The 20048-nt window shown below is 53.1% G+C and carries 14 protein-coding genes and 1 tRNA gene; 9 read left to right on the forward strand and 6 right to left on the reverse strand.

What is annotated here, in order from left to right:
* Nucleotides 1-17 precede the first annotated feature (17 nt).
* The 4 genes from rplT (at nt 18) to V6U78_RS07525 (ending at nt 4368) form a co-directional block, all read left to right on the forward strand.
* Nucleotides 18-374 carry a 50S ribosomal protein L20 gene (gene rplT, locus V6U78_RS07510; RefSeq protein WP_405339021.1) on the forward strand — a complete coding sequence of 119 codons (357 nt, stop codon included), beginning with the start codon at nt 18-20 and terminating at the stop codon, nt 372-374.
* Between the two features lie 139 nt (nt 375-513).
* The gene (gene pheS, locus V6U78_RS07515; RefSeq protein ID WP_405339023.1) at nt 514-1527 is read left to right on the forward strand and encodes a phenylalanine--tRNA ligase subunit alpha; all 1014 of its coding nucleotides are present in this window, start codon (nt 514-516) and stop codon (nt 1525-1527) included.
* A 29-nt stretch (nt 1528-1556) separates the two neighbouring features.
* On the forward strand, nt 1557-3941 hold the full coding sequence (gene pheT, locus V6U78_RS07520) for a phenylalanine--tRNA ligase subunit beta (protein WP_405339025.1): 2385 nt from the start codon (nt 1557-1559) through the stop codon (nt 3939-3941).
* A 133-nt stretch (nt 3942-4074) separates the two neighbouring features.
* Nucleotides 4075-4368: an integration host factor subunit alpha gene (locus V6U78_RS07525; RefSeq protein WP_405339027.1), complete on the forward strand. Its 294-nt coding sequence runs from the start codon at nt 4075-4077 to the stop codon at nt 4366-4368.
* Between the two features lie 136 nt (nt 4369-4504).
* On the opposite strand, the gene V6U78_RS07530 is transcribed toward V6U78_RS07525, so the two are convergent.
* Both V6U78_RS07530 and V6U78_RS07535 read right to left on the reverse strand, forming a co-directional pair.
* Nucleotides 4505-4581: transfer RNA gene (locus V6U78_RS07530), tRNA-Pro, on the reverse strand.
* A 107-nt stretch (nt 4582-4688) separates the two neighbouring features.
* Nucleotides 4689-5531 carry a helix-turn-helix domain-containing protein gene (locus V6U78_RS07535; protein WP_405339029.1) on the reverse strand — a complete coding sequence of 281 codons (843 nt, stop codon included), beginning with the start codon at nt 5529-5531 and terminating at the stop codon, nt 4689-4691.
* Between the two features lie 125 nt (nt 5532-5656).
* Here V6U78_RS07535 and putA point away from each other — a divergent pair, with 125 nt between their 5' ends.
* Together putA and putP are read left to right on the forward strand one after the other, a co-directional pair.
* Nucleotides 5657-8905, forward strand: a complete 3249-nt coding sequence (gene putA, locus V6U78_RS07540) for a bifunctional proline dehydrogenase/L-glutamate gamma-semialdehyde dehydrogenase PutA (protein ID WP_405339031.1) — start codon at nt 5657-5659, stop codon at nt 8903-8905.
* 89 nt (nt 8906-8994) lie between these two features.
* Nucleotides 8995-10482 (forward strand): sodium/proline symporter PutP, encoded by a 1488-nt coding sequence (gene putP, locus V6U78_RS07545; RefSeq protein ID WP_405339033.1) that lies wholly within the window; start codon nt 8995-8997, stop codon nt 10480-10482.
* A gap of 51 nt (nt 10483-10533) precedes the next feature.
* On the opposite strand, the gene V6U78_RS07550 is transcribed toward putP, so the two are convergent.
* From V6U78_RS07550 to miaE, 4 genes are all read right to left on the reverse strand, one after another.
* Entirely contained in the window at nt 10534-11505 is a 972-nt protein-coding gene (locus V6U78_RS07550) for an NAD-dependent epimerase (RefSeq protein WP_405339035.1), read from the reverse strand.
* On the reverse strand, nt 11502-12671 hold the full coding sequence (locus tag V6U78_RS07555; protein ID WP_405339037.1) for a nucleotide sugar dehydrogenase: 1170 nt from the start codon (nt 12669-12671) through the stop codon (nt 11502-11504). The genes V6U78_RS07550 and V6U78_RS07555 overlap by 4 nt, the downstream gene beginning before the upstream one ends.
* A 154-nt stretch (nt 12672-12825) precedes the next feature.
* Complete coding sequence (gene traF, locus V6U78_RS07560; protein WP_405339039.1) at nt 12826-14523, reverse strand: conjugal transfer protein TraF; 1698 nt, start codon at nt 14521-14523, stop codon at nt 12826-12828.
* 156 nt (nt 14524-14679) lie between these two features.
* Nucleotides 14680-15306: a tRNA-(ms[2]io[6]A)-hydroxylase gene (miaE, locus tag V6U78_RS07565; RefSeq protein WP_405339041.1), complete on the reverse strand. Its 627-nt coding sequence runs from the start codon at nt 15304-15306 to the stop codon at nt 14680-14682.
* Nucleotides 15307-15422: 116 nt separating this feature from the next.
* Here miaE and V6U78_RS07570 point away from each other — a divergent pair, with 116 nt between their 5' ends.
* From V6U78_RS07570 to ygfZ, 3 genes are all read left to right on the forward strand, one after another.
* The gene (locus tag V6U78_RS07570; RefSeq protein ID WP_405339043.1) at nt 15423-15914 is read left to right on the forward strand and encodes a DUF1289 domain-containing protein; all 492 of its coding nucleotides are present in this window, start codon (nt 15423-15425) and stop codon (nt 15912-15914) included.
* A gap of 315 nt (nt 15915-16229) precedes the next feature.
* Nucleotides 16230-18830: a bifunctional aconitate hydratase 2/2-methylisocitrate dehydratase gene (gene acnB / locus V6U78_RS07575; protein WP_405339045.1), complete on the forward strand. Its 2601-nt coding sequence runs from the start codon at nt 16230-16232 to the stop codon at nt 18828-18830.
* Nucleotides 18831-19124: 294 nt separating this feature from the next.
* Entirely contained in the window at nt 19125-20003 is an 879-nt protein-coding gene (gene ygfZ / locus V6U78_RS07580) for a CAF17-like 4Fe-4S cluster assembly/insertion protein YgfZ (protein ID WP_405339047.1), read from the forward strand.
* The last annotated feature ends 45 nt before the right edge of the window (nt 20004-20048 follow it).

Here is a 20048-nt window from a genome sequence, read left to right on the forward strand (position 1 = left end):
GTCAGGAGTCTGTTGTTATGGCCCGTGTAAAACGTGGTGTTCAGGCGCGTCGTCGCCACAAAAAAATCCTTAAGCTCGCAAAAGGCTACTACGGTGCCCGTAGTCGTGTATTCCGCGTTGCTAAGCAAGCTGTTATCAAAGCTGGCCAGTACGCCTACCGCGACCGTCGTGTACGTAAGCGTCAGTTCCGTGCGCTGTGGATTGCGCGTATCAACGCTGCCACACGTATGAACGGCATGTCTTACAGCCGTTTCATCTCTGGCTTGAAGAAGGCAGATATCGCTATCGACCGTAAGGTTCTGGCCGATATCGCTGTTCACGATCAAGCCACTTTTGCAGCTATTGTTGAAAAATCAAAAGCGGCCTTAGCCTGATTTTTTAGCATTCAGCTTGCAAAAGCTCGCTTTTAATCCGCAAGATTAAAAGTTGTGATCAGGGGAAGGGCTTGGCTCTTCCCCTTTTTTACGTGCTGATTTTAACGATCTCCTTACACCTTTCACTGGAGCTGTGCAGATGGAAAACCTCTCCCCCCTGTCGATCGAAGGTCTCAACCTTCAAGAACAGGTTAGCCGTGCCCTCGAGCAGATCACCCAGGCTCAAGATATCGCGACACTGGAAGCCCTTCGTGTCCAGTTTCTGGGCAAAAAAGGAGAGCTGACCAGCCTGCTTAAAGGACTCGGGCAGCTCGCGCCAGAAGATCGCCCCAAGGCCGGCGACATTATCAACCAGGCCAAGCAGCAGGTACAACAAGCCCTACAAACACGCAAAGAAGCGCTCGAAAGCGCCGCTCTGAGCGCCAAACTGGCCGCAGAGCAGATCGACATCACGCTACCAGGACGCCAAGCACAACTGGGCGGTCTCCACCCCGTCACCAAGACGATTCAGCGTATTGAAGATTTTTTTGCCAGCATCGGCTTTACCGTCGCCGAAGGCCCTGAAGTTGAAGATGATTACCACAACTTCGAAGCGCTGAATATTCCAGCGCATCACCCAGCGCGCGCGATGCACGATACCTTCTATTTTGACGCTCATACCCTCCTGCGCACCCATACGTCACCGGTCCAAGTGCGCAGCATGGAAAGCCAGCAACCTCCCATGCGCATTCTTTGCCCTGGTCGTGTCTATCGCTGCGATTCCGATATGACTCACTCACCGATGTTCCATCAGGTCGAGGGGTTATTTATCGACGAAAATATCAGCTTTGCTGATCTTAAAGGCATCCTGCACCAGTTCTTACAGGCCTTTTTTGAGCAGGATCTGCGCGTACGCTTCCGCCCTTCTTACTTCCCCTTCACTGAGCCTTCGATCGAGGTGGATGTGGATCGAGGCGATGGTCGCTGGCTCGAAGTTCTCGGCTGCGGCATGGTGCATCCTAAGGTGCTGGCCATGTCCAACATTGATCCTGAGCGCTTTACTGGCTTTGCTTTTGGCATGGGTGTCGAGCGCCTCGCCATGCTGCGCTATGGCGTGGACGACCTCCGCCTGTTCTTCGATAACGACATCAAATTCTTGAGCCAGCTGCGTTAAGCGCATCTTGCCTGATAAGGAAAAACATCATGAAATTCAGTGAACTCTGGCTGCGTGAATGGGTGAACCCAGCTGTCACCACCGCAGAACTTGAATCCCAGCTCTCGCTGGCTGGCTTGGAAGTCGATAGTTTAGAACCCGCTGCTGGCGTCTTCTCAGGTGTGATCGTGGGTGAAATCATCAGCGCCGAGCCTCACCCCAATGCTGACAAGCTCCAGGTCTGCCAGGTCAGCGATGGCCAGAACACCCATCAAGTCGTTTGTGGTGCCCCCAATGCGCGTGCTGGCCTCAAAACCGCCTTTGCGCAGATCGGTGCCGTTTTACCCGGCGATTTCAAAATCAAAAAGGCCAAGCTGCGCCAAGTCGAATCTCACGGCATGCTCTCTTCTGAGCAGGAACTCGGCCTTTCTGAATCCCATGATGGCATCATGGAGCTGGCCGCGGACGCCCCTGTTGGCGCCGATCTGCGCGCCTATCTACAGCTCGATGATTATCTCTTTGATGTTGATCTGACCCCCAATCGCAGCGATTGCCTCTCGATTGCTGGCTTAGCGCGTGAAGTGGGCGTACTCAATCGCATCAGCGTCACACCACCTGTGCGCAACACCACCGAAGTCAGCCTAGAAGAGACACCCAGCATTGAAGTGCTGGCCCCTGAGGCTTGCCCGCGCTATTTGGGCCGCATTATTCGCGGCGTCAACCCGCAAGCCAGCACACCCTTATGGATGCAAGAGCGTCTGCGTCGCAGCGGTATTCGCAGCATTGATCCACTCGTCGATGTGACCAACTATGTGATGCTTGAACTTGGCCAGCCCCTGCATGCCTTTGATTTAGCGCAGATCGATCAAGGCATTCGAGTGCGCTTTGCAGAGCCACAAGAGAAGCTGACCCTGCTCGATGGTCAAGAAATTGATCTCGATCCTTCTAGCCTCGTCATCGCGGATCACAGTAAAGCCCTTGCCTTGGCTGGCATTATGGGGGGTGAAGGGAGCGGTTGCTCAGACTCAACGCAGGCAATCCTGCTCGAAGTCGCCTACTTTGATCCACTCGCCCTCGCCGGTCAGGCGCGCCGCTACGGCCTGCATACGGACTCTTCGCACCGCTTTGAGCGCGGCGTTGATTTTGCTCTGCAAGAACGCGCGATGGAAAGGGCCACCCAGCTGATTCTCGAAATCAGTGGCGGTCAGGCTGGCCCTGTGGTCGATCACACCAGCCAGGCTCACCTGCCTGAACGCGCTGAAATCCTGCTGCGCCGCCCACGTCTTGATCAACTCTTGGCCTGCCAGCTACCGACAGCAGAAGTGACCGACATCCTGCAACGCCTTGGTTTGCAAGTGCAGGAAATCAGTGAAGGTTGGCGCGCTCTGGCTCCCAGCTTCCGTTTTGATCTCAGTATTGAAGTCGATCTGATCGAAGAGATTGCCCGCGTCTATGGCTATGATCGCCTGCCCACTACAGCGCCGACAGCACCCCTGTTGATTCAGAGTACGCCTGAATCCCAAGTCAGCCTACGCCGCTTGCGTCAGGCTCTGGTTGCCCGCGACTATCAAGAAGCCATCACCTATAGCTTTATTGATACGGCTTCTGCGCAGATCTGTGATCCAGCGCATCCGCCTTTAGCGCTGAGCAACCCGATCTCGAGTGATTTGGCCGTGATGCGCACCAGCTTGATTCCTGGACTGGCCAAAACCCTCGCCCACAATCAAAAGCGCCAGCAAGCCCGTGTACGCCTTTTTGAAACTGGCTTACGCTTTGTCCCTCGTGGCGAACAGCTAGAACAAGAGCCGATGCTGGCAGGCTTGATTGCAGGCCCTCGACATGCTGAAACCTGGTGTGATAGCCAAGACAAGGTGGATTTCTTTGATTTAAAAGGTGATCTTGAGGCCCTGCTGCAACTTGGCGGTCAAGCCAAAGAGTGGCGCTTTGAGGCCGCCCAGCACCCAGCACTGCATCCAGGCCAAAGCGCCAAAATCAGTCGCCTCACGCCGCAAGGCTGGCAAGAAGCCGGCTGGATTGGCGCGCTCCATCCTCAGGTGGCGGCCCATTTTGATCTCAAAGGCAGCGCCTTTGTTTTTGAAATCCAGCTCACAAGCTTGATGCAAGGCCAGGTTGCCCGTTTTGCCGGCCTCTCACGCTTCCCTGAAATGCGTCGTGATCTCGCACTGGTTGTTGATCAACACCAGCAGGTTGGCGAACTGGTGCACGCCATCGAGCAGGAAGCAGAGACCAGCTTAAAACGCGTTCACCTGTTTGATGTCTACCAAGGCCAAAACCTTGCAGAAGGCAAAAAGAGCCTCGCGCTGGGTCTGACTTGGCAGCATCCAGAACGCACGCTGACGGATGAAGAGATCAACGCTCAGCTTGAACAGCTACTGGCGATGCTGCAGCAACGCTTTGCAGCCACGCTGCGCTAACCTACAGCACAGCTAGTAAAAGCCCCAGACTCAAGATTGAGCTGGGGCTTTTTTGTACAGACAAAACTTGACAAGTCCTTGATCTCACTGCAATGTTGGGTGTATTGCCTCGCCACACTGAAAGGAGCATCGTATGGGCGCACTCACCAAAGCAGAACTGACTGAAAGACTGATTAGCGAACTCGGATTCACCAAAAACGATGCCAAAGAAATGGTCGAGCATTTTTTTAGTGAGATCCGCGAGGCTTTAAAGGATAACGAGCAGGTGAAGCTCTCTGGTTTTGGTAACTTTGATCTGCGTGATAAGAGCGAGCGCCCAGGCCGCAACCCCAAAACAGGTGAAGAAATCCCGATTTCAGCTCGGCGCGTGGTCACTTTTAAGGCAGGACAAAAACTGAAAGGATTGGTTGAGCAGTGTTCTCGCTAGCGTAAGCATCAAGCTCACTACCATTGGATCTGATGCTATTTTTGAGTGAGAAGGCTCATAGAGCTTTTTGCCACACCTTCGGTACAACAAGCACAAAAAAAGGGCTTAGCTTTTTGAGCTAAACCCTTGATTTTATTGGTCGGAGTGACAGGATTCGAACCTGCGACCCCTTGCACCCCATGCAAGTGCGCTACCAAGCTGCGCCACACTCCGTTCAACTTTACTTTACTATCTAGAGGCTGGGGAAGTGCCTTAAGACGCTGCGTATTATAGAGACATTCACTAAAAACGCAAAGCCTTTTTTGAAAATTCTTTTTCTATCAGTTTCTTAGCTCAATCTTTTGCAGCCCACCACGACGAATCTGACCAGGTGTCTGCGCCCAATGGCGGCGAAAAGCATGGGTCAGTGCGCTTTGGCTTGAGAAGCCAACCTGCTCAGCAATCGTCGCAAGATCCATCCGTGTCGCCAGCAAGAGTTCGCGCGCCCTTTCTAAGCGAGCTTCCAGTAAATAACGTGCAGGGGTTTTGCCAGTGGCCTGCTTAAAAAGCTGATGAAAATGCCCTGCACTGACGCAGGCGACCTGCGCGAGTTGACTGACTGTCATAGGTTCTGCAAGGTGCTGCTGGATATACACCTCAAGCTGCACCAGATCAAGGCGCTTTTGTCCAGTCGGCAAGCGTGGCTGATGATCAAAAAGCCGCTGATATAAGCTGGCGACCAAAACCTGAGCCACCCCCTCAACGGCAGCAGAAGAAGCTGGCCACAGATGAGATTCACGATCAATAAAGCTCAATAGCAGGCGCAGATTCGCATCCGCAGTAAAATAGCGTGGGTGATCAAACAGCTGCTCAATGGACTGATTCACCGGATCAGCGGCCAATGCAGAGGAATCATCTCTCCAGTCGGCCTCTCTCGACCAAGCCGCAGCAGGCTTGCCTAGACAAGGGAAATCGATGACGGCATGGCGATTATCGCCTTTCCCCTCGTAAAAATGGACCTCACCCGCAGGTACCAGGCAACCATGCATCGCATCTACACGACCGCCATAACCCGCCACTTCAAACTCGGCATGGCCGGAGAGCCCAATCACCAGCTGGTGATAAGGATGATCATGGTGCAAACAGCGTGTCGGCAAGGCACAACTGCGTATTCTAGCCAGCATAGCTAAGCTCCTTTCAGCGTCATTTTCTGAGTGTGAAACAAAAACTGCTGAGTTTCAATCAAGACAAGAAGTGTTGATTAACGCGACACTCGTGATCGAGATCAAAAAAATAACGAGGGTTCACCATGTCATCACATCACCCACTTTACGATCAGAACACGCAGCAGCATGCCCTCGCGGCAGATTTGTTGCGACCTGATCTAGACCAGCTGAGTCTTCAGCAACTGGCCACCCAGATCAGCCAGCATTACATGATTGATGAGAACAAGCTACTCCCCGAGCTAATCACCCTACTGAACCACACGCCAGAGCAGATTAAAACGCTCAACCAGCGAACGGCACAGCTTGTACAAGCGGTACGTGCGCAGGGTGATGCCATCGACAGTCTCGATCAACTACTGCAAGAATACAGCCTCGACACCCATGAAGGTGTACTGCTGATGTGCCTGGCTGAGGCCTTATTACGCATTCCTGATTCACGCACTGCCGAAGCCCTGATTCGCGACAAACTCTCGGTGGCGGATTGGAAGAGCCACCTGGGACAAAGCGATTCTCTGCTAGTCAATGCCTCAACCTGGGGGCTGATGCTGACCGGCCGACTGGTCAAGATGGACCCACGCGATCACCAACCCGTGCCTGTTTTGAATCGTTTGGTCAGCCGCTTAGGCGAGCCAGTGGTGCGCCAAGTCATGTCACATGCGATGAAGTTGATGGGTCACCAGTTTGTCCTTGGCCGCACCCTGCCCGAGGCGCTGAAAAACGGCAAGCCCTTTTTCAAACAAGGCTACACCTACTCTTTTGATATGCTCGGTGAAGCCGCGCGGACGCAAAAAGACGCCCAGCGTTATTTTGATGCTTATCTCGATGCGATTGAGCGCGTTGGTCAGGCGGACACCAAGATCACCGCCTCGGCGCCAGCCCCTTCCATTTCAATAAAACTCTCAGCTATCCATCCACGCTATGAAGCCAGCCAAAGAGCCCGCGTCCTGCGTGAGCTGAGTGCTTCACTGGCACAATTGGTGGTCCGAGCGCGCGAACTCGATGTCGCGATCACCCTTGATGCCGAAGAGGCAGATCGCCTCGAACTCTCTCTTGAGGTGCTGGAGCGCGTCTATCGCCAAGAAGCCAAGGGCTGGGGCAAGCTTGGTCTGGTGGTACAGGCCTATTCCAAGCGTGCGCTGCCTGTCTTGCACTGGCTGACACGCCTGGCAGCAGAACAGGGAGATGAAATCCCAGTACGTCTGGTCAAGGGTGCCTACTGGGATACCGAAATCAAACTAGCACAAATTGAAGGCTTGGCGTGCTACCCTGTTTATACGCGTAAAGCCAATACAGATATCGCTTATCTGGCCTGCGCCCGCTATTTACTCTCTGACCTCACGCGTGGACGCCTCTTCCCCCAGTTTGCCACCCACAATGCCCACACGCTGATCTGCCTGCTCGACATGGCCGGATCACGCCCAGTCGAGTTTCAGCGGCTGCACGGTATGGGTGAGGCGCTTTATAAACAAGCACTGAAACTGGCTCCAGCAGGCACCTACTGCCGCATCTACGCTCCAGTCGGTGCACACAAGGATCTCTTGCCCTATCTGGTACGCCGCTTATTAGAAAATGGAGCCAACTCGTCTTTTGTGCATCAGCTGGTCGATGAGCGCGTGCCGGTTGAGCGCCTATGCCGCCATCCACTTGAGAGCCTGCAATCACTCACCAGCTATCGCAATACAGCTATTCCACTGCCTCATCATCTTTATGGGCCGCAGCGCCCCAATGCTAAGGGAATCAATTTAATGATTAACAGCCAGGTTGAACCACTTTTAGATGCATTAAAGCCTTGGGATCAACACCTATGGCAGGGTGGCCCTCTGCTTGCACAGGCCGTGACGCCAGATCTACAGCGCCAACAGGCCGTCACCAGCCCTTTTGATGCCAGCCAGCAGGTTGGACAGATTCAATGGGCAACAGCAGAACAGGCTCAAGCTGCGCTGGACGCGGCCGCACTGGCCTTCCCGCGCTGGAATGCACAACCTGTTGCACAGCGTGCCGCCCTATTGCGCCATGTCGCTGATCTGCTTGAAGAGCACTTTGCCGAGTTGATGGCACTGTGCGCGCGTGAGGCAGGCAAGCAGCTCAAGGATGGTGTAGCCGAAATTCGTGAGGCCGTGGATTTCTGCCGCTACTATGCCAACCAAGCCGAAGAGCAGATGGGGCAGGCAAGAGTGCTACCAGGGCCTACTGGTGAATCTAACGAACTTTATTTAACCGGCAAGGGCGTTTTTGTCGCCATCAGCCCATGGAATTTCCCTGTAGCGATCTTCTTAGGTCAGGTGGTCGCGGCGCTGGTCGCAGGAAACACCGTGATCGCTAAGCCAGCGGAGCAAACCTCTCTGGTCGCTTACCGCTGTGTGGAGCTGCTGTATCAAGCCGGTGTACCTCGTGATGTTGTCCAGCTCTTACCTGGGCTAGGACGCGAAATCGGCCCGGTTTTAACCAGTGATCCACGGGTAACAGGCGTCGCCTTTACTGGCTCCACCGCCACAGCGCAAAACATCAACCTGAGCCTGGCACAACGCCACAATGCACCTTTAGCGGCCTTGGTCGCGGAAACTGGCGGACAAAATGCCATGTTGGTTGATTCGACCGCGCTACCTGAACAGGTCGTTGCAGATGTAGTAGAATCTGCTTTTGCCAGTGCAGGTCAAAGATGTTCAGCCCTGCGAGTCTTGTTTTTACAAGAAGATATTGCTGATAAAGTCGAAGACTTGCTTGCTGGTGCGATGCAAGAGCTGCAAATAGGTGATCCACGAGACTTGGCCACGGATGTCGGCCCTGTCATTGATCAAGCCGCTCGCACTCAGCTTCAGGAGCATATCGAGCACTTTCGTCAGCAAGGACGCGTGATCGCAGAAACCCAGCTGCCTGAAGCCTGGCAGCAAAAAGGACAGTTTATTGCGCCTGTGGCCATTCGACTGAATAGCCTTGACGAGCTTGAAACTGAGCGCTTTGGGCCGATTCTGCATATCCTGCGCTACCGTGCGACTGAAATCGATCAAGTGATTGAAAGCATTAATCGCTGTGGCTACGGCCTGACTTTTGGCATCCAAAGTCGCAATGAAAGCTTTGCCGCTTATATCGATCAGCGCATCCGCGTCGGTAATGTCTACATCAATCGCAATATGATTGGTGCGGTTGTTGGTGTGCAGCCTTTTGGCGGCATGGGCTTATCAGGAACAGGCCCCAAGGCAGGCGGGCCACACTATCTGCTGCGTTTTGTGACAGAAAGAACTCGTACGATCAACACCGCCGCCATAGGTGGCAATGCCAGCCTCTTGGCTCAGGCAGAAGAAACACAAGAGGAGGGCCAAGCCTCTCTCTAAAACAGAGCACTGGCCAGCTGGCTCATCAGGCGAGCTGGCCGCAAGCCGCACCATAACTCAACAACAACAACCTCAAAAGGTGAATTAAGATGATTGAAACGAGTACAGCAGTGGGCTGGACCTTCGTCGTCTATCTGACGGTAATCATGGGGATAGGCTGGGTGGCCTATCAAAGAACACAAAACCTCTCCGACTATATTCTCGGTGGGCGCAGGCTGGGACCGTGGAGTTCCGCGCTTTCTGCCGGGGCATCCGACATGTCTGGCTGGCTCCTACTGGGCTTGCCTGGTGCGGCCTTTGCCGTTGGCCTCAGTGCAGGCTGGATTGCACTGGGTCTCTTGGTGGGTACCTGGCTGAACTGGTTATTGATGGCCCCTCGCCTGCGGGTTTATACCTTTAAAGCCAATGACTCTTTGACGCTCCCTGAGTTTTTAGAGCAGCGCTTTCGCGATAAAACCAATATGCTGCGCGTGGTGTCGGCGCTGTTTATTCTGCTGTTTTTCCTTTTCTACACTTCTTCTGGTCTTGTTGCAGGCGGCAAACTGTTTGAGACGGTCTTTGGTGTGGACTACCAGTATGCGGTCATTCTCGGCACACTTGCGGTTGTTTCCTACACCATGTTTGGCGGCTTCCTCGCGGTATCCTGGACAGATCTACTGCAAGGTCTGATGATGGCGGCCGCTTTAGCGCTGGTCCCCTTATGGGCTATGGGTGAACTGGGCGGCATCAATGCCACCTTCACTAGCCTTGAAGAACTCAACCCACACCTGCTGACCTGGTTCAGTGACAATACGGGGGCGTCATTAACCATCATCGGTATTCTCAGCTCTGTTGCCTGGGGTCTGGGTTATTTTGGTCAGCCCCATATTTTGGCGCGCTTTGCGGCGATCGACTCTGCCAAACAGATCCCAGCTGCACGCCGCATTGCCGTATCCTGGACAGCACTGACTCTCTTTTGCGCCATGCTGATTGGCCTGGTGGGTATTGTTTATCTCGGCGATGGCCTTGGTGATGGCGAGACCGTCTTTATGGTGATGGTGAACGCCCTTTTCCACCCAGTGATTGCCGGTATTTTACTTGCCGCGATTCTGGCCGCCGTGATGTCAACTGCAGACTCTCAGCTGTTGGTGTCTTCTTCAGCGCTGACAGAAGACTTTTACAAGTCGATTTTCCGCAAAGATGCCACTCAAGAAGAGCTAGTGCGCATTGGCCGTATTGCCGTGATTCTGATTGCGCTGGCCGCGATGCTGCTTGCCTTTGATGATGACAGCACAGTACTCGATCTGGTCTCCTATGCTTGGGCAGGCTTTGGCGCGACCTTTGGCCCTGTATTGCTGCTGTCCTTGTTCTGGCGTCGCTCTACTGCGCTGGGTGCCATGGCCGGTATTGTGGTGGGTGGTGTGACCGTTGTGGTGTGGGCCAATATGAGTGGCGGTATTTTTGAACTCTACGAAATCCTGCCCGGTTTTGTGCTGGCGGGCTTGGCGATGATTGGCATGAGCTTGATCAGCCCTGAGCCAGAGCAAGAAATTCTGGATGAGTTTGATGCCGTGCAACAAGAAGTCAAACAAGGCTAAGCAAGGAAGATCAGAAACAGATTCAAGGGAGCATCAGCTCCCTTGAATGGATCAGGCAGGATGATAATCCTGCCGATACCAATCCACGAATTTTTGCACCCCTTCTTCAATACTGGTGCTGGGCTGATAGCCTACCGCCGCCTGCAAACGCTGGGTATCCGCATAGGTGATCGGCACATCGCCTGGCTGCATCGGCAGATGGATCTGCTCAGCTTGGCGACCACAGGCACTTTCTATGGCTTGAATAAAGCGCATCAGCTCGATGGGCTGGTGATTGCCAATATTGTAGAGCGCATAGGGCGTAGGCTCAGCCTTGGGCAGGACGGCTTGAATGCGCATCACACCTTCGACGATATCATCTATATAAGTAAAATCACGCTGCATCTTGCCGTGATTAAAGACCTTAATGGGCTCGCCTTTGAGGATGGCCTCAGTGAACAACCAAGGGGCCATATCTGGCCGACCTGCTGGGCCATAGACAGTAAAAAAGCGTAGGCCCGTCGTCGGCAGTTGATAGAGATGCGCATAGGAGTGCGCCATCAGCTCATTGGCTTTTTTGCTGGCCGCATAAAGCGATATAGGATGATCCACCGGATCGCTCTCGCTAAAAGGCACTTTTTTATTCATGCCATACACTGAGCTCGAAGAGGCATACACCAGATGCTCAACGCGGGTGTGACGACAACCTTCAAGAATCGACATCATCCCCACGAGGTTGCTATCGACATAATCAAAGGGCGCTTCAAGCGAGTAGCGCACTCCCGCTTGCGCGGCCAGATGAATGACGCGCTGGAAGCCTTCTGCACGAAAAAGCGCCGCCATGGCCTCACGATCAGCCAAGTCTTGCTGTACAAAACGGAACTGCGCATAGGGGCGCAGTTGGGCTAGACGATAGTGTTTGAGCCGCGGATCATAGTAGGCATTGAGGCTATCCAGCCCGACCACTTCATGCCCCTGCTCAAGCAAACGCAGACAGGTATGCATGCCGATAAAGCCTGCGGCTCCGGTGACGAGAAACTTCATGCATCGCTTCCGAATAAATCGCGCGTGTAGACCTTGTCTTGCACATCGCTGAGTTCATCGGCTTGACGATTGGCGATAATCACATCACTGAGCTGCTTAAACTCAGCCAGATCACGCACCACCCGTGAGTGAAAGAAGGTATCTTCTTCAAGCACTGGCTCATAGACGATCACCTCAATACCCTTGGCTTTGAGGCGTTTCATCACGCCCTGCATCGCTGAGGCACGAAAGTTATCTGAACCGGCCTTCATAATCAGCCGATAGACCCCCACCACCTGGGGTTGGCGCGCCAGAATCGAATCCGCAATAAAATCTTTACGCGTGGTGTTGGATTCCACAATCGCTTTAATCAAGTTGCTGGGCACCTGATCATAGTTAGCCAACAGCTGCTTGGTATCCTTAGGCAGACAATAGCCGCCATAGCCAAAACTGGGGTTATTGTAGTGGCTGCCGATGCGCGGATCTAACCCTACGCCTTCGATAATCTGTCGTGTATTCAAGCCATGTGTCTGAGCATAGGTATCCAGCTCGTTAAAATAGGCCACACGCATTGCCAGGTAGGTATTGGCAAAGAGCTTGATCGCCTCGGCCTCGGTGGAATCCGTAAAGAGCAGCGGTGCGTCTTTTTTGATCGCCCCTTCTTGTAGCAAGGCCGCAAAGCGTTCAGCTCGGGCGGAACGCTCGCCGACAATAATCCGCGATGGGTAGAGGTTATCCTGCAGGGCCTGGCCCTCACGCAAGAACTCTGGCGAGAAGATCACCTGTTCTGTGCCCAGCTGCTGACGCACCTTAGCGGTATAGCCAACCGGCACGGTGGATTTGATCACCATCACCGCATCGGGGTTGTGTTCCATCACCAAGCGAATCACGGCCTCAATACTCTTCGTATTAAAATAGTTAGTCTCGGGATCATAGTCAGTTGGTGTCGCGATGATGACAAACTCAGCATCCCGATAGGCTTCGGCTGGATCAAGCGTGGCACGAAAGTTCAGCGGCTTATCACGCAAGAAGGCTTGAATCTGCTCGTCCTCAATTGGGGATTGGCGCTGATTGAGCAGCTCCACCTTGTGCGGCAGGATATCCACCGCAACGACTTCATGATTTTGTGCCAAGAGCATGGCATTAGAGAGTCCAACATAGCCTGTGCCGGCAATGGCAATTTTCATTTTTTTTCCTATACCTTCTGTGGGTCAGCATGCATGCTGAATTTAAGTGGCATTATAAACCTTTAACAAAAATAGAAAAAACCACCACCTAGATAAAAAAAACACCTCTTCTTTACGAAGAGGTGCAGAGATTGGCTTTTCTAGATGAAGAAAATTAAAACTTCTCCTCAAAACCGATACTGAACGCCAGGTAACGCGGGATATCATTGCCATCAAAACTCGAGGTTTGCGTACTCATCGCCGCATCAAGGTTGAAAATACCAAAGAGTGTCGTGCCAAAGTGAACCGTGCTGAGCTCAGTACCAGTGAGGTTTTTGTTGTAACCTGCGCGCACACCAGGCAACCACCAGCTATTGGTAAAGTACCCGGCTGACACCCCCATATTCTGGAATTCATCGCCGACAAAGTTAGTGGCTGTACCAAGAGTATAATAGCCTTGTACAACCCAGTTACGGCTCTGTGAGAAGTAGGCCCCTTCAACCACCGCATGACGCGTCAAGGTCACGCTTTCTGCCAGACTAAGACGGCCATTGCGCTGCAGATTTTGTGCAGCCTCAAAATCATCTTCTCTGCTATCCAAAAAGCTGCCTAAATCAGGATAGTCAAACTCTGGCTCATTGAGGTTATACAGAGTCAAACCCAGCTGGTAGTTGTCGGCATGCCACAACAGACCCACATCCAAGCCTAAGGCTCCCGATGTAGTGCTTTGGTCTCGAAAATCATCGAGTGCCGTATCCAGCGCATCGTCATCGCTATCATCATCGTCATTGGCGATGCCACGGAAGGAGACCAAATTACGGAACATCTCAGCATGGTAGTAGTTTAAACGTGCGCCGGCTTCGAGGGTGCCGTAGGTTGGATTCAGCTCAAAAGCGCTGGTCAGGTTATGCGCATAGCTGATTGACAGCTGCGCCACGCCGGCAGCACGCACGTCAAAAGAAGAATCGGTAGTCAGTTCAGCTTCGAGTTCGATGTCATTCGGATTCAATGCGCCGCTATCAAGGTCGGCAATAACTTGGTTAATATCCGCCAAATCTTCAACAGCCACAATGTTGTTGTTCTGCAGATAATCACGGATCTGCTCTAGCTGCTGCTGCTCTGTTAAACCGTCATTATCGAGAATAGCATTAATGCCAACATAAGCATCACCGATCTGCCCTGCATCGATCTGCACACTGCCCAGGTTCTGGTTGGATCCACCACGCACATTGGTTCTGACACCAAAACGATCCCCAATAAACGCACCACGCATTTGACCACTGGCCGACACATTAAAGCCTAAAGACCAATCACGCTGTGAGGAGAAAACAAAGGGCATCAAGGGTGCTGAGGCATGAAAGCCCGCGCGAATTTGCCCACCCTGCTCCAGTGCTTCTAACAACTCACCATTAATATTATCGGCGATCGCTTGGTAGCAAGCTGCCAGCGTATTGCCATCAATGGAACCTGAACTGGGATCGACATTACAGCCAGCGCCATAGCGACTTAAATGGCTGGCAGCTGACTGGCGATCACCTAGGTTCGCACTCGACCAGCTATCTAACGTATCCAAAGCATCCAGATCATCGACCAGATCATCGAGTTTTAGATCCAGATCATCGACCTCACCAATTTCAATATAACCGCCAAGATTGGCAAAGTAACCAAAACGAAAACGCTCGCCATCACGCACAATTAAATTGGTGCTGGCGGGATTATTGGCACTGGTGTGGACGCTGCGCTGACTGGTCACACCACCAGTGGTGAGCGAAAAACCTGGCGCGACCAGTGATTGGTTCGCACTGGCCAGGGCAGGCAGGCTAAGTAGCGCAACCGCAAGTGCGCAACGTGTGGGTTTGAATAGCTGAGACATAATCTTTCCTCGTGATGATTTTGAATCACTGTTTTTTTATAGCCGGTATAGAGTGAAGCTTAACTTCACTGGATAATGAGTCAAGCCAAATCCATCACAAACCCATATTTTTGATACCACTTTTGTCAATTTATTCCCCATTTGGCCAACCGCTCCTTAGGCGGCCTCAGGCACACCTGAGTGAAAGCGAAACTGAGGATCAGGGCTTTCAATCAATTCACGCTCAGCCGCGACCAGCTCAGCGATCCGCGCATCAATCGGGCCATCCGCGTAAAGACGCGCTAAATCCAGATAATCGATAAAATGGCGCGCCTCAGATTTCACCAAAGAGCGATAGTATTTGGCGAGAGCAGGGTCAAGGTGCGGAATTAAAGCCACAAAGCGTTCACAGGAGCGCGCCTCTATCAAAGCGCCAATAATCAGCAGATCGATAAAACGCCCCTGCTCACTGGTGCGCATTTGCTTGCGCAGCGCTTCGGCATAGCGTGAGGGTGAAATATTCTCATAGGCAATGCCTCGCTCATACAGCAGGTTAATGACCTGCTCAAAGTGCAGCAGTTCTTCACGCGCCAGCTGAGACATTTTTTTAAGCAATTCAGGACGATCAACATGCTTGTGCATCAGACTCATCGCCGCAGCGGCGGCTTTTTTCTCGCACTGGGCATGATCAATCAACAGCAGGGGGAGATTCTGTAGCGCCACCTCGACCCAAGCCTGAGGCGTTGCGCAGGCTAAAAAGGCTTGGATGTCACTAATATCAGGCGGCGTGATGGCTTCGTTCATGGCTCTTCTCAAGATCAGGTAAACTATAAAGGTTAAAAAAAATCAGCGGCTATTTTAACCAAAAATCAGTTCTAGGATGAGAAATCCGCCCTTTTATCTTCATGCGTGAGAATGTGATGTCTGAATGGATCCCCCCAACCGGGCCTCAGCAAGAGCCCCACAAAACAGATTCAGCTCCGAAAACGCCACCTTCGCCTTGCGTGGGGTTTTGCTCGACAACCTTTGGTGATCCTGTCTGTCGTGGCTGTAAAAGGCGCAGCGCTGAAGTCGATCAATGGAATCACCTCAGCAGGGCGCAGCAAAAGGTGGTGTGGGAGCGCCTTTGGCAGCAGGCTGAGCAGCTCATCCCCGATTGGCTGGTGATCGAAGACACGCAAAAGCTACGCCATCAGCTCCAACGCCTGCAGATTCGCCATCATCCTGAAGCGCCAGCCAGTGCTTGGGTACTGGATTTGTTACGTGTAGGGCATTTACACATCCGTGATCTCAGCGCCTATGGGCTGCGTGTGCAGGTGCAGCATCAGGCGCTGAACCTGCCTGATCTCTGGCAGCAGATCAATCAAGCCTGGTACCAGCATGCACTGGCCGCCCCAGCCACAGCGCGTTAAAGCAGCGCACACACGGGGCCGCTGATCAAAAGTAATCAACCAACAGCGACCAAAGTTGAAGCCGTGGCGACCCAGCACAACTTAACTTTGTTGACAATTTACTCTACAATGCCAACGCCTTGAAAAGAATGGATCCATAAAGAATCGGTCGCCATCGCGATATGATCGGGCTCTTTCTTCTCAGAGGTCGATTGCTTCAACAGCAACCCCGTTCAGTAGCCTCTGGCCTGTCTGGGCTCAATGAGGTGATACTCACGGGGTGCTTTAAACAGGATTCGCTGTCGATCGAAGCGCTAACAGATGAGGGTATAAACCGTGCTAGAAGCTTACCGCAAACATGTCGAAGAACGCGCTCAAGAAGGCGTGCCACCCAAGCCACTGGATGCAGATCAAACCGCTGCGTTGGTTGATCTGATCAAAAACCCACCTGCTGGCGAAGAAGAGTTTCTGCTCGATCTGATTTCTAACCGTATTCCCCCTGGTGTGGATGAAGCCGCTTATGTCAAAGCCGGTTTCCTCGCCGCACTGGCTAAAGGCGAGACCTCTTCTCCTTTAATTTCTGCTGAGAAGGCTGTTGAGCTGCTCGGCACCATGCAAGGTGGCTACAACATCGTCACACTGGTTGATCTGCTCGATAGCGATGATCTGGGCAGCCTGGCCGCTGAGCAACTGAAATCCACCCTGCTGATGTTTGATGCCTTCCACGATGTGGCTGATAAAGCCGATGAAGGCAATGACAATGCCAAGGCCGTCTTAAAGTCTTGGGCCGAGGCGGAATGGTTCCTGAACAAGCCCGCTCTGGCAGAAAAAATCTCTCTGGCGGTCTTTAAAGTCCCTGGCGAAACCAACACCGATGACCTGTCTCCAGCACCAGATGCTTGGTCACGCCCTGATATTCCTGTGCACGCTAATGCCATGCTCAAAATGGCGCGCGAAGGCATCGAGCCAATCGAGCCAGGCGTACTGGGTCCGCTGAAGCAGATCGAAGAAGTCAAAGCCAAGGGCTTCCCTGTCGCCTATGTTGGTGACGTTGTGGGCACAGGTTCTTCACGCAAATCAGCTACCAACTCGGTACTCTGGTTCTTTGGTGATGACATCCCCAATGTGCCTAACAAGCGCGCTGGCGGCTTCTGCTTTGGCTCTAAAATTGCGCCTATCTTCTACAACACGATGGAAGATGCCGGTGCTCTGCCGATCGAGATGGATGTTGAGCAGCTGAATATGGGCGACGTGATTGACGTTTACCCCTACGAAGGCAAGGTGTGCAAGCACGGTACAGATGAAGTGCTGTCCACTTTTGAGCTGAAAACACCTGTCCTGCTAGATGAAGTTCGCGCCGGCGGCCGTATCCCGCTGATCATTGGTCGCGGTTTGACTGAAAAGGCGCGCGCCCACCTCGGCATGGGTCCATCAGACATCTTCAAAAAGCCTGAGCAGCCTGTCGATACTGGCAAGGGCTTTACGCTGGCACAGAAGATGGTTGGCAAGGCGTGTGGCGTTGATGGCGTTCGTCCTGGCACCTACTGCGAGCCTAAGATGACCACGGTTGGCTCACAGGATACCACTGGCCCCATGACGCGCGACGAGCTGAAAGACTTGGCTTGCTTGGGCTTCTCTGCGGATCTGGTGATGCAGTCTTTCTGTCACACAGCGGCCTATCCTAAGCCCGTTGACGTCACCACCCACCACACCCTCCCTGATTTCATTATGAACCGTGGCGGTGTTTCTCTGCGCCCTGGTGACGGTATCATCCACTCTTGGCTGAACCGTATGCTGCTGCCTGACACTGTCGGTACCGGTGGTGACTCGCACACCCGCTTCCCTCTGGGTATCTCCTTCCCTGCAGGTTCTGGCTTGGTGGCCTTTGCTGCCGCCACAGGCGTGATGCCTTTGGATATGCCTGAATCGGTTCTGGTGCGCTTTAAAGGTGAAATGCAGCCGGGTATCACCCTGCGTGATCTGGTGCATGCGATTCCTCACCAAGCCATCAAAGAAGGTCTGCTGACCGTGGAGAAGAAAGGCAAGAAGAACATCTTCTCTGGTCGCGTTCTGGAAATCGAAGGTCTGGAGCACCTGACCGCTGAACAGGCTTTTGAGTTGTCTGATGCCTCGGCTGAGCGCTCTGCAGCAGGTTGTACCATCACCCTGTCTGAAGAATCAGTAGCGGAATACCTCAAGTCTAACATCACCCTGCTGCGCTGGATGATCAGCAATGGCTATGGCGATCCACGTACTCTGGAGCGTCGTGCGAAGGCAATGGAAGACTGGCTGGCCAACCCACAGCTGATGCGCGCAGATGCGGATGCAGAGTATGCTGCAGTGATCGAAATTGATCTGAACGAGATCAAAGAACCGATCCTGTGTGCACCAAACGATCCAGACGATGCACGTACCCTGTCTGAAGTCCAAGGCCGCAAGATTGATGAAGTCTTTATCGGTTCTTGTATGACCAACATTGGTCACTTCCGTGCCGCTGGTAAGCTGCTTGAGAAGCACAAGGGCGAGCTGCCCACGCGTCTATGGCTGTCTCCTCCTACCAAGATGGACCAGTATCAGCTGACTGAAGAAGGCTACTACGGCATCTATGGCAAAGCGGGCGCGCGGATGGAAATGCCAGGCTGCTCACTGTGCATGGGTAACCAAGCGCGGATCGCGGCAAAATCAACGGCGGTTTCTACTTCAACGCGTAACTTCCCTAACCGCTTAGGTGATGGCGCAGACGTCTTCCTGGCTTCTGCTGAATTGGCTGCCGTGGCTTCGATTCTTGGTCGCCTGCCCACAACAGCTGAGTACATGGAATACGCTGCGACGATCAACACCATGGCCAGCGATGTGTATCGCTACCTGAACTTTGATCAGATTGCTGAGTACCAAAAAGCGGCTTCTTCTGTGATTCCTGTGGCTCAGGAAGCCTAAGGAATCTCTGATCAACGTCATGAGCGCAGGTCAGGCTAGGCAAACTGATCGAAAAAGCGGAGTTGACACTGAGTCAATGAGCATTTTGAGGTCAATTTCAACGCAGCATCACCAAGCGCAATAGTTAATCAGAGACTTCCTAAGACGCTGCTGACACTGGCTGGGCCCGTACTCAGCCAGTTGAACAACCAACCCTGCCTCAATAGGCAGGGTTTTTTTGTGGATGATATCAATCAAAGAGATCCGTTAAACTAGCAGATTGTTTTTACTCTGATTGAGCGCCTGAGGTGTTTTATGTCCACTCCCGATCTTTTTCCTCTTCCTCACTGGGCCGTTCTTGCCCTCACTGGCGGCCAACCTAAGAAGCTTCTCCAGGGACAAACCACCTGTGACCTGCGCTTGCTATCCCCAGCTCAAGCGCTGCCCGGTTTGCTGTGCGATCTTAAGGGCCGTGTCATGGCCAGTTTTATTGTTATTGAGCGTGCCGAGGATGATGTGCTGCTGGCGTTGCCACGTTCGACACTAGAGAGCTTGACGCAACAACTGCAACCTTATCTGCCTTTCTTTCGCACCCAGTTACAAGTATTGAATGACTGGACAGTAATGGGCAGCCTCACACCCACTCCAGCTCCCAGCGCAGGCTTCACAACGGAGCAAGAGACCAACAGCATCGCGCTTCATCTGCCTTATCAAAGCCCAGCACAATTGCACCTGCACGCCCAAACAACCACAACACCTGCCACTCCCGAGCAACAGGCGGCTTGGCAACAAGCGGAGATCGAATCCGGCTGGCTGTGGATTGAAGCGCAACACCAAGCCCAATTTCTGCCGCAAATGCTGAACTTCCAAGCGCTCGGTGCGGTGAGTTTCAAAAAAGGCTGCTATACAGGACAAGAAATTGTGGCACGCGCGCAGTTTCGCGGACAGGTCAAAAAACGCCTCTATCGCCTGCAGCTCGCCGACACGACGCCACTCAGCGAACTGGGCATTTTCAATGCGCAGGGACAGGAAGTTGGACAGCTTGTGAGCCAAGTGAAAGATCAAGCGCTTGCGGTGATCAAAACCCAAGCGACCGAAGAGGCACTCTTCAGCCAGGGTTCAGCCCCTGTCTCTTTACTCGAATTGCCCTATGACCCCCATGCTCGTCATGCCTGGCACGGCGGTGAAGCCTAGAAAGACTCTGATCAACTATTGCGCTTGGTGATGCTGCGCTCATGG

The organism is Marinospirillum alkalitolerans (assembly GCF_045055655.1).
Lineage (GTDB): Bacteria > Pseudomonadota > Gammaproteobacteria > Pseudomonadales > Halomonadaceae > Marinospirillum > Marinospirillum alkalitolerans.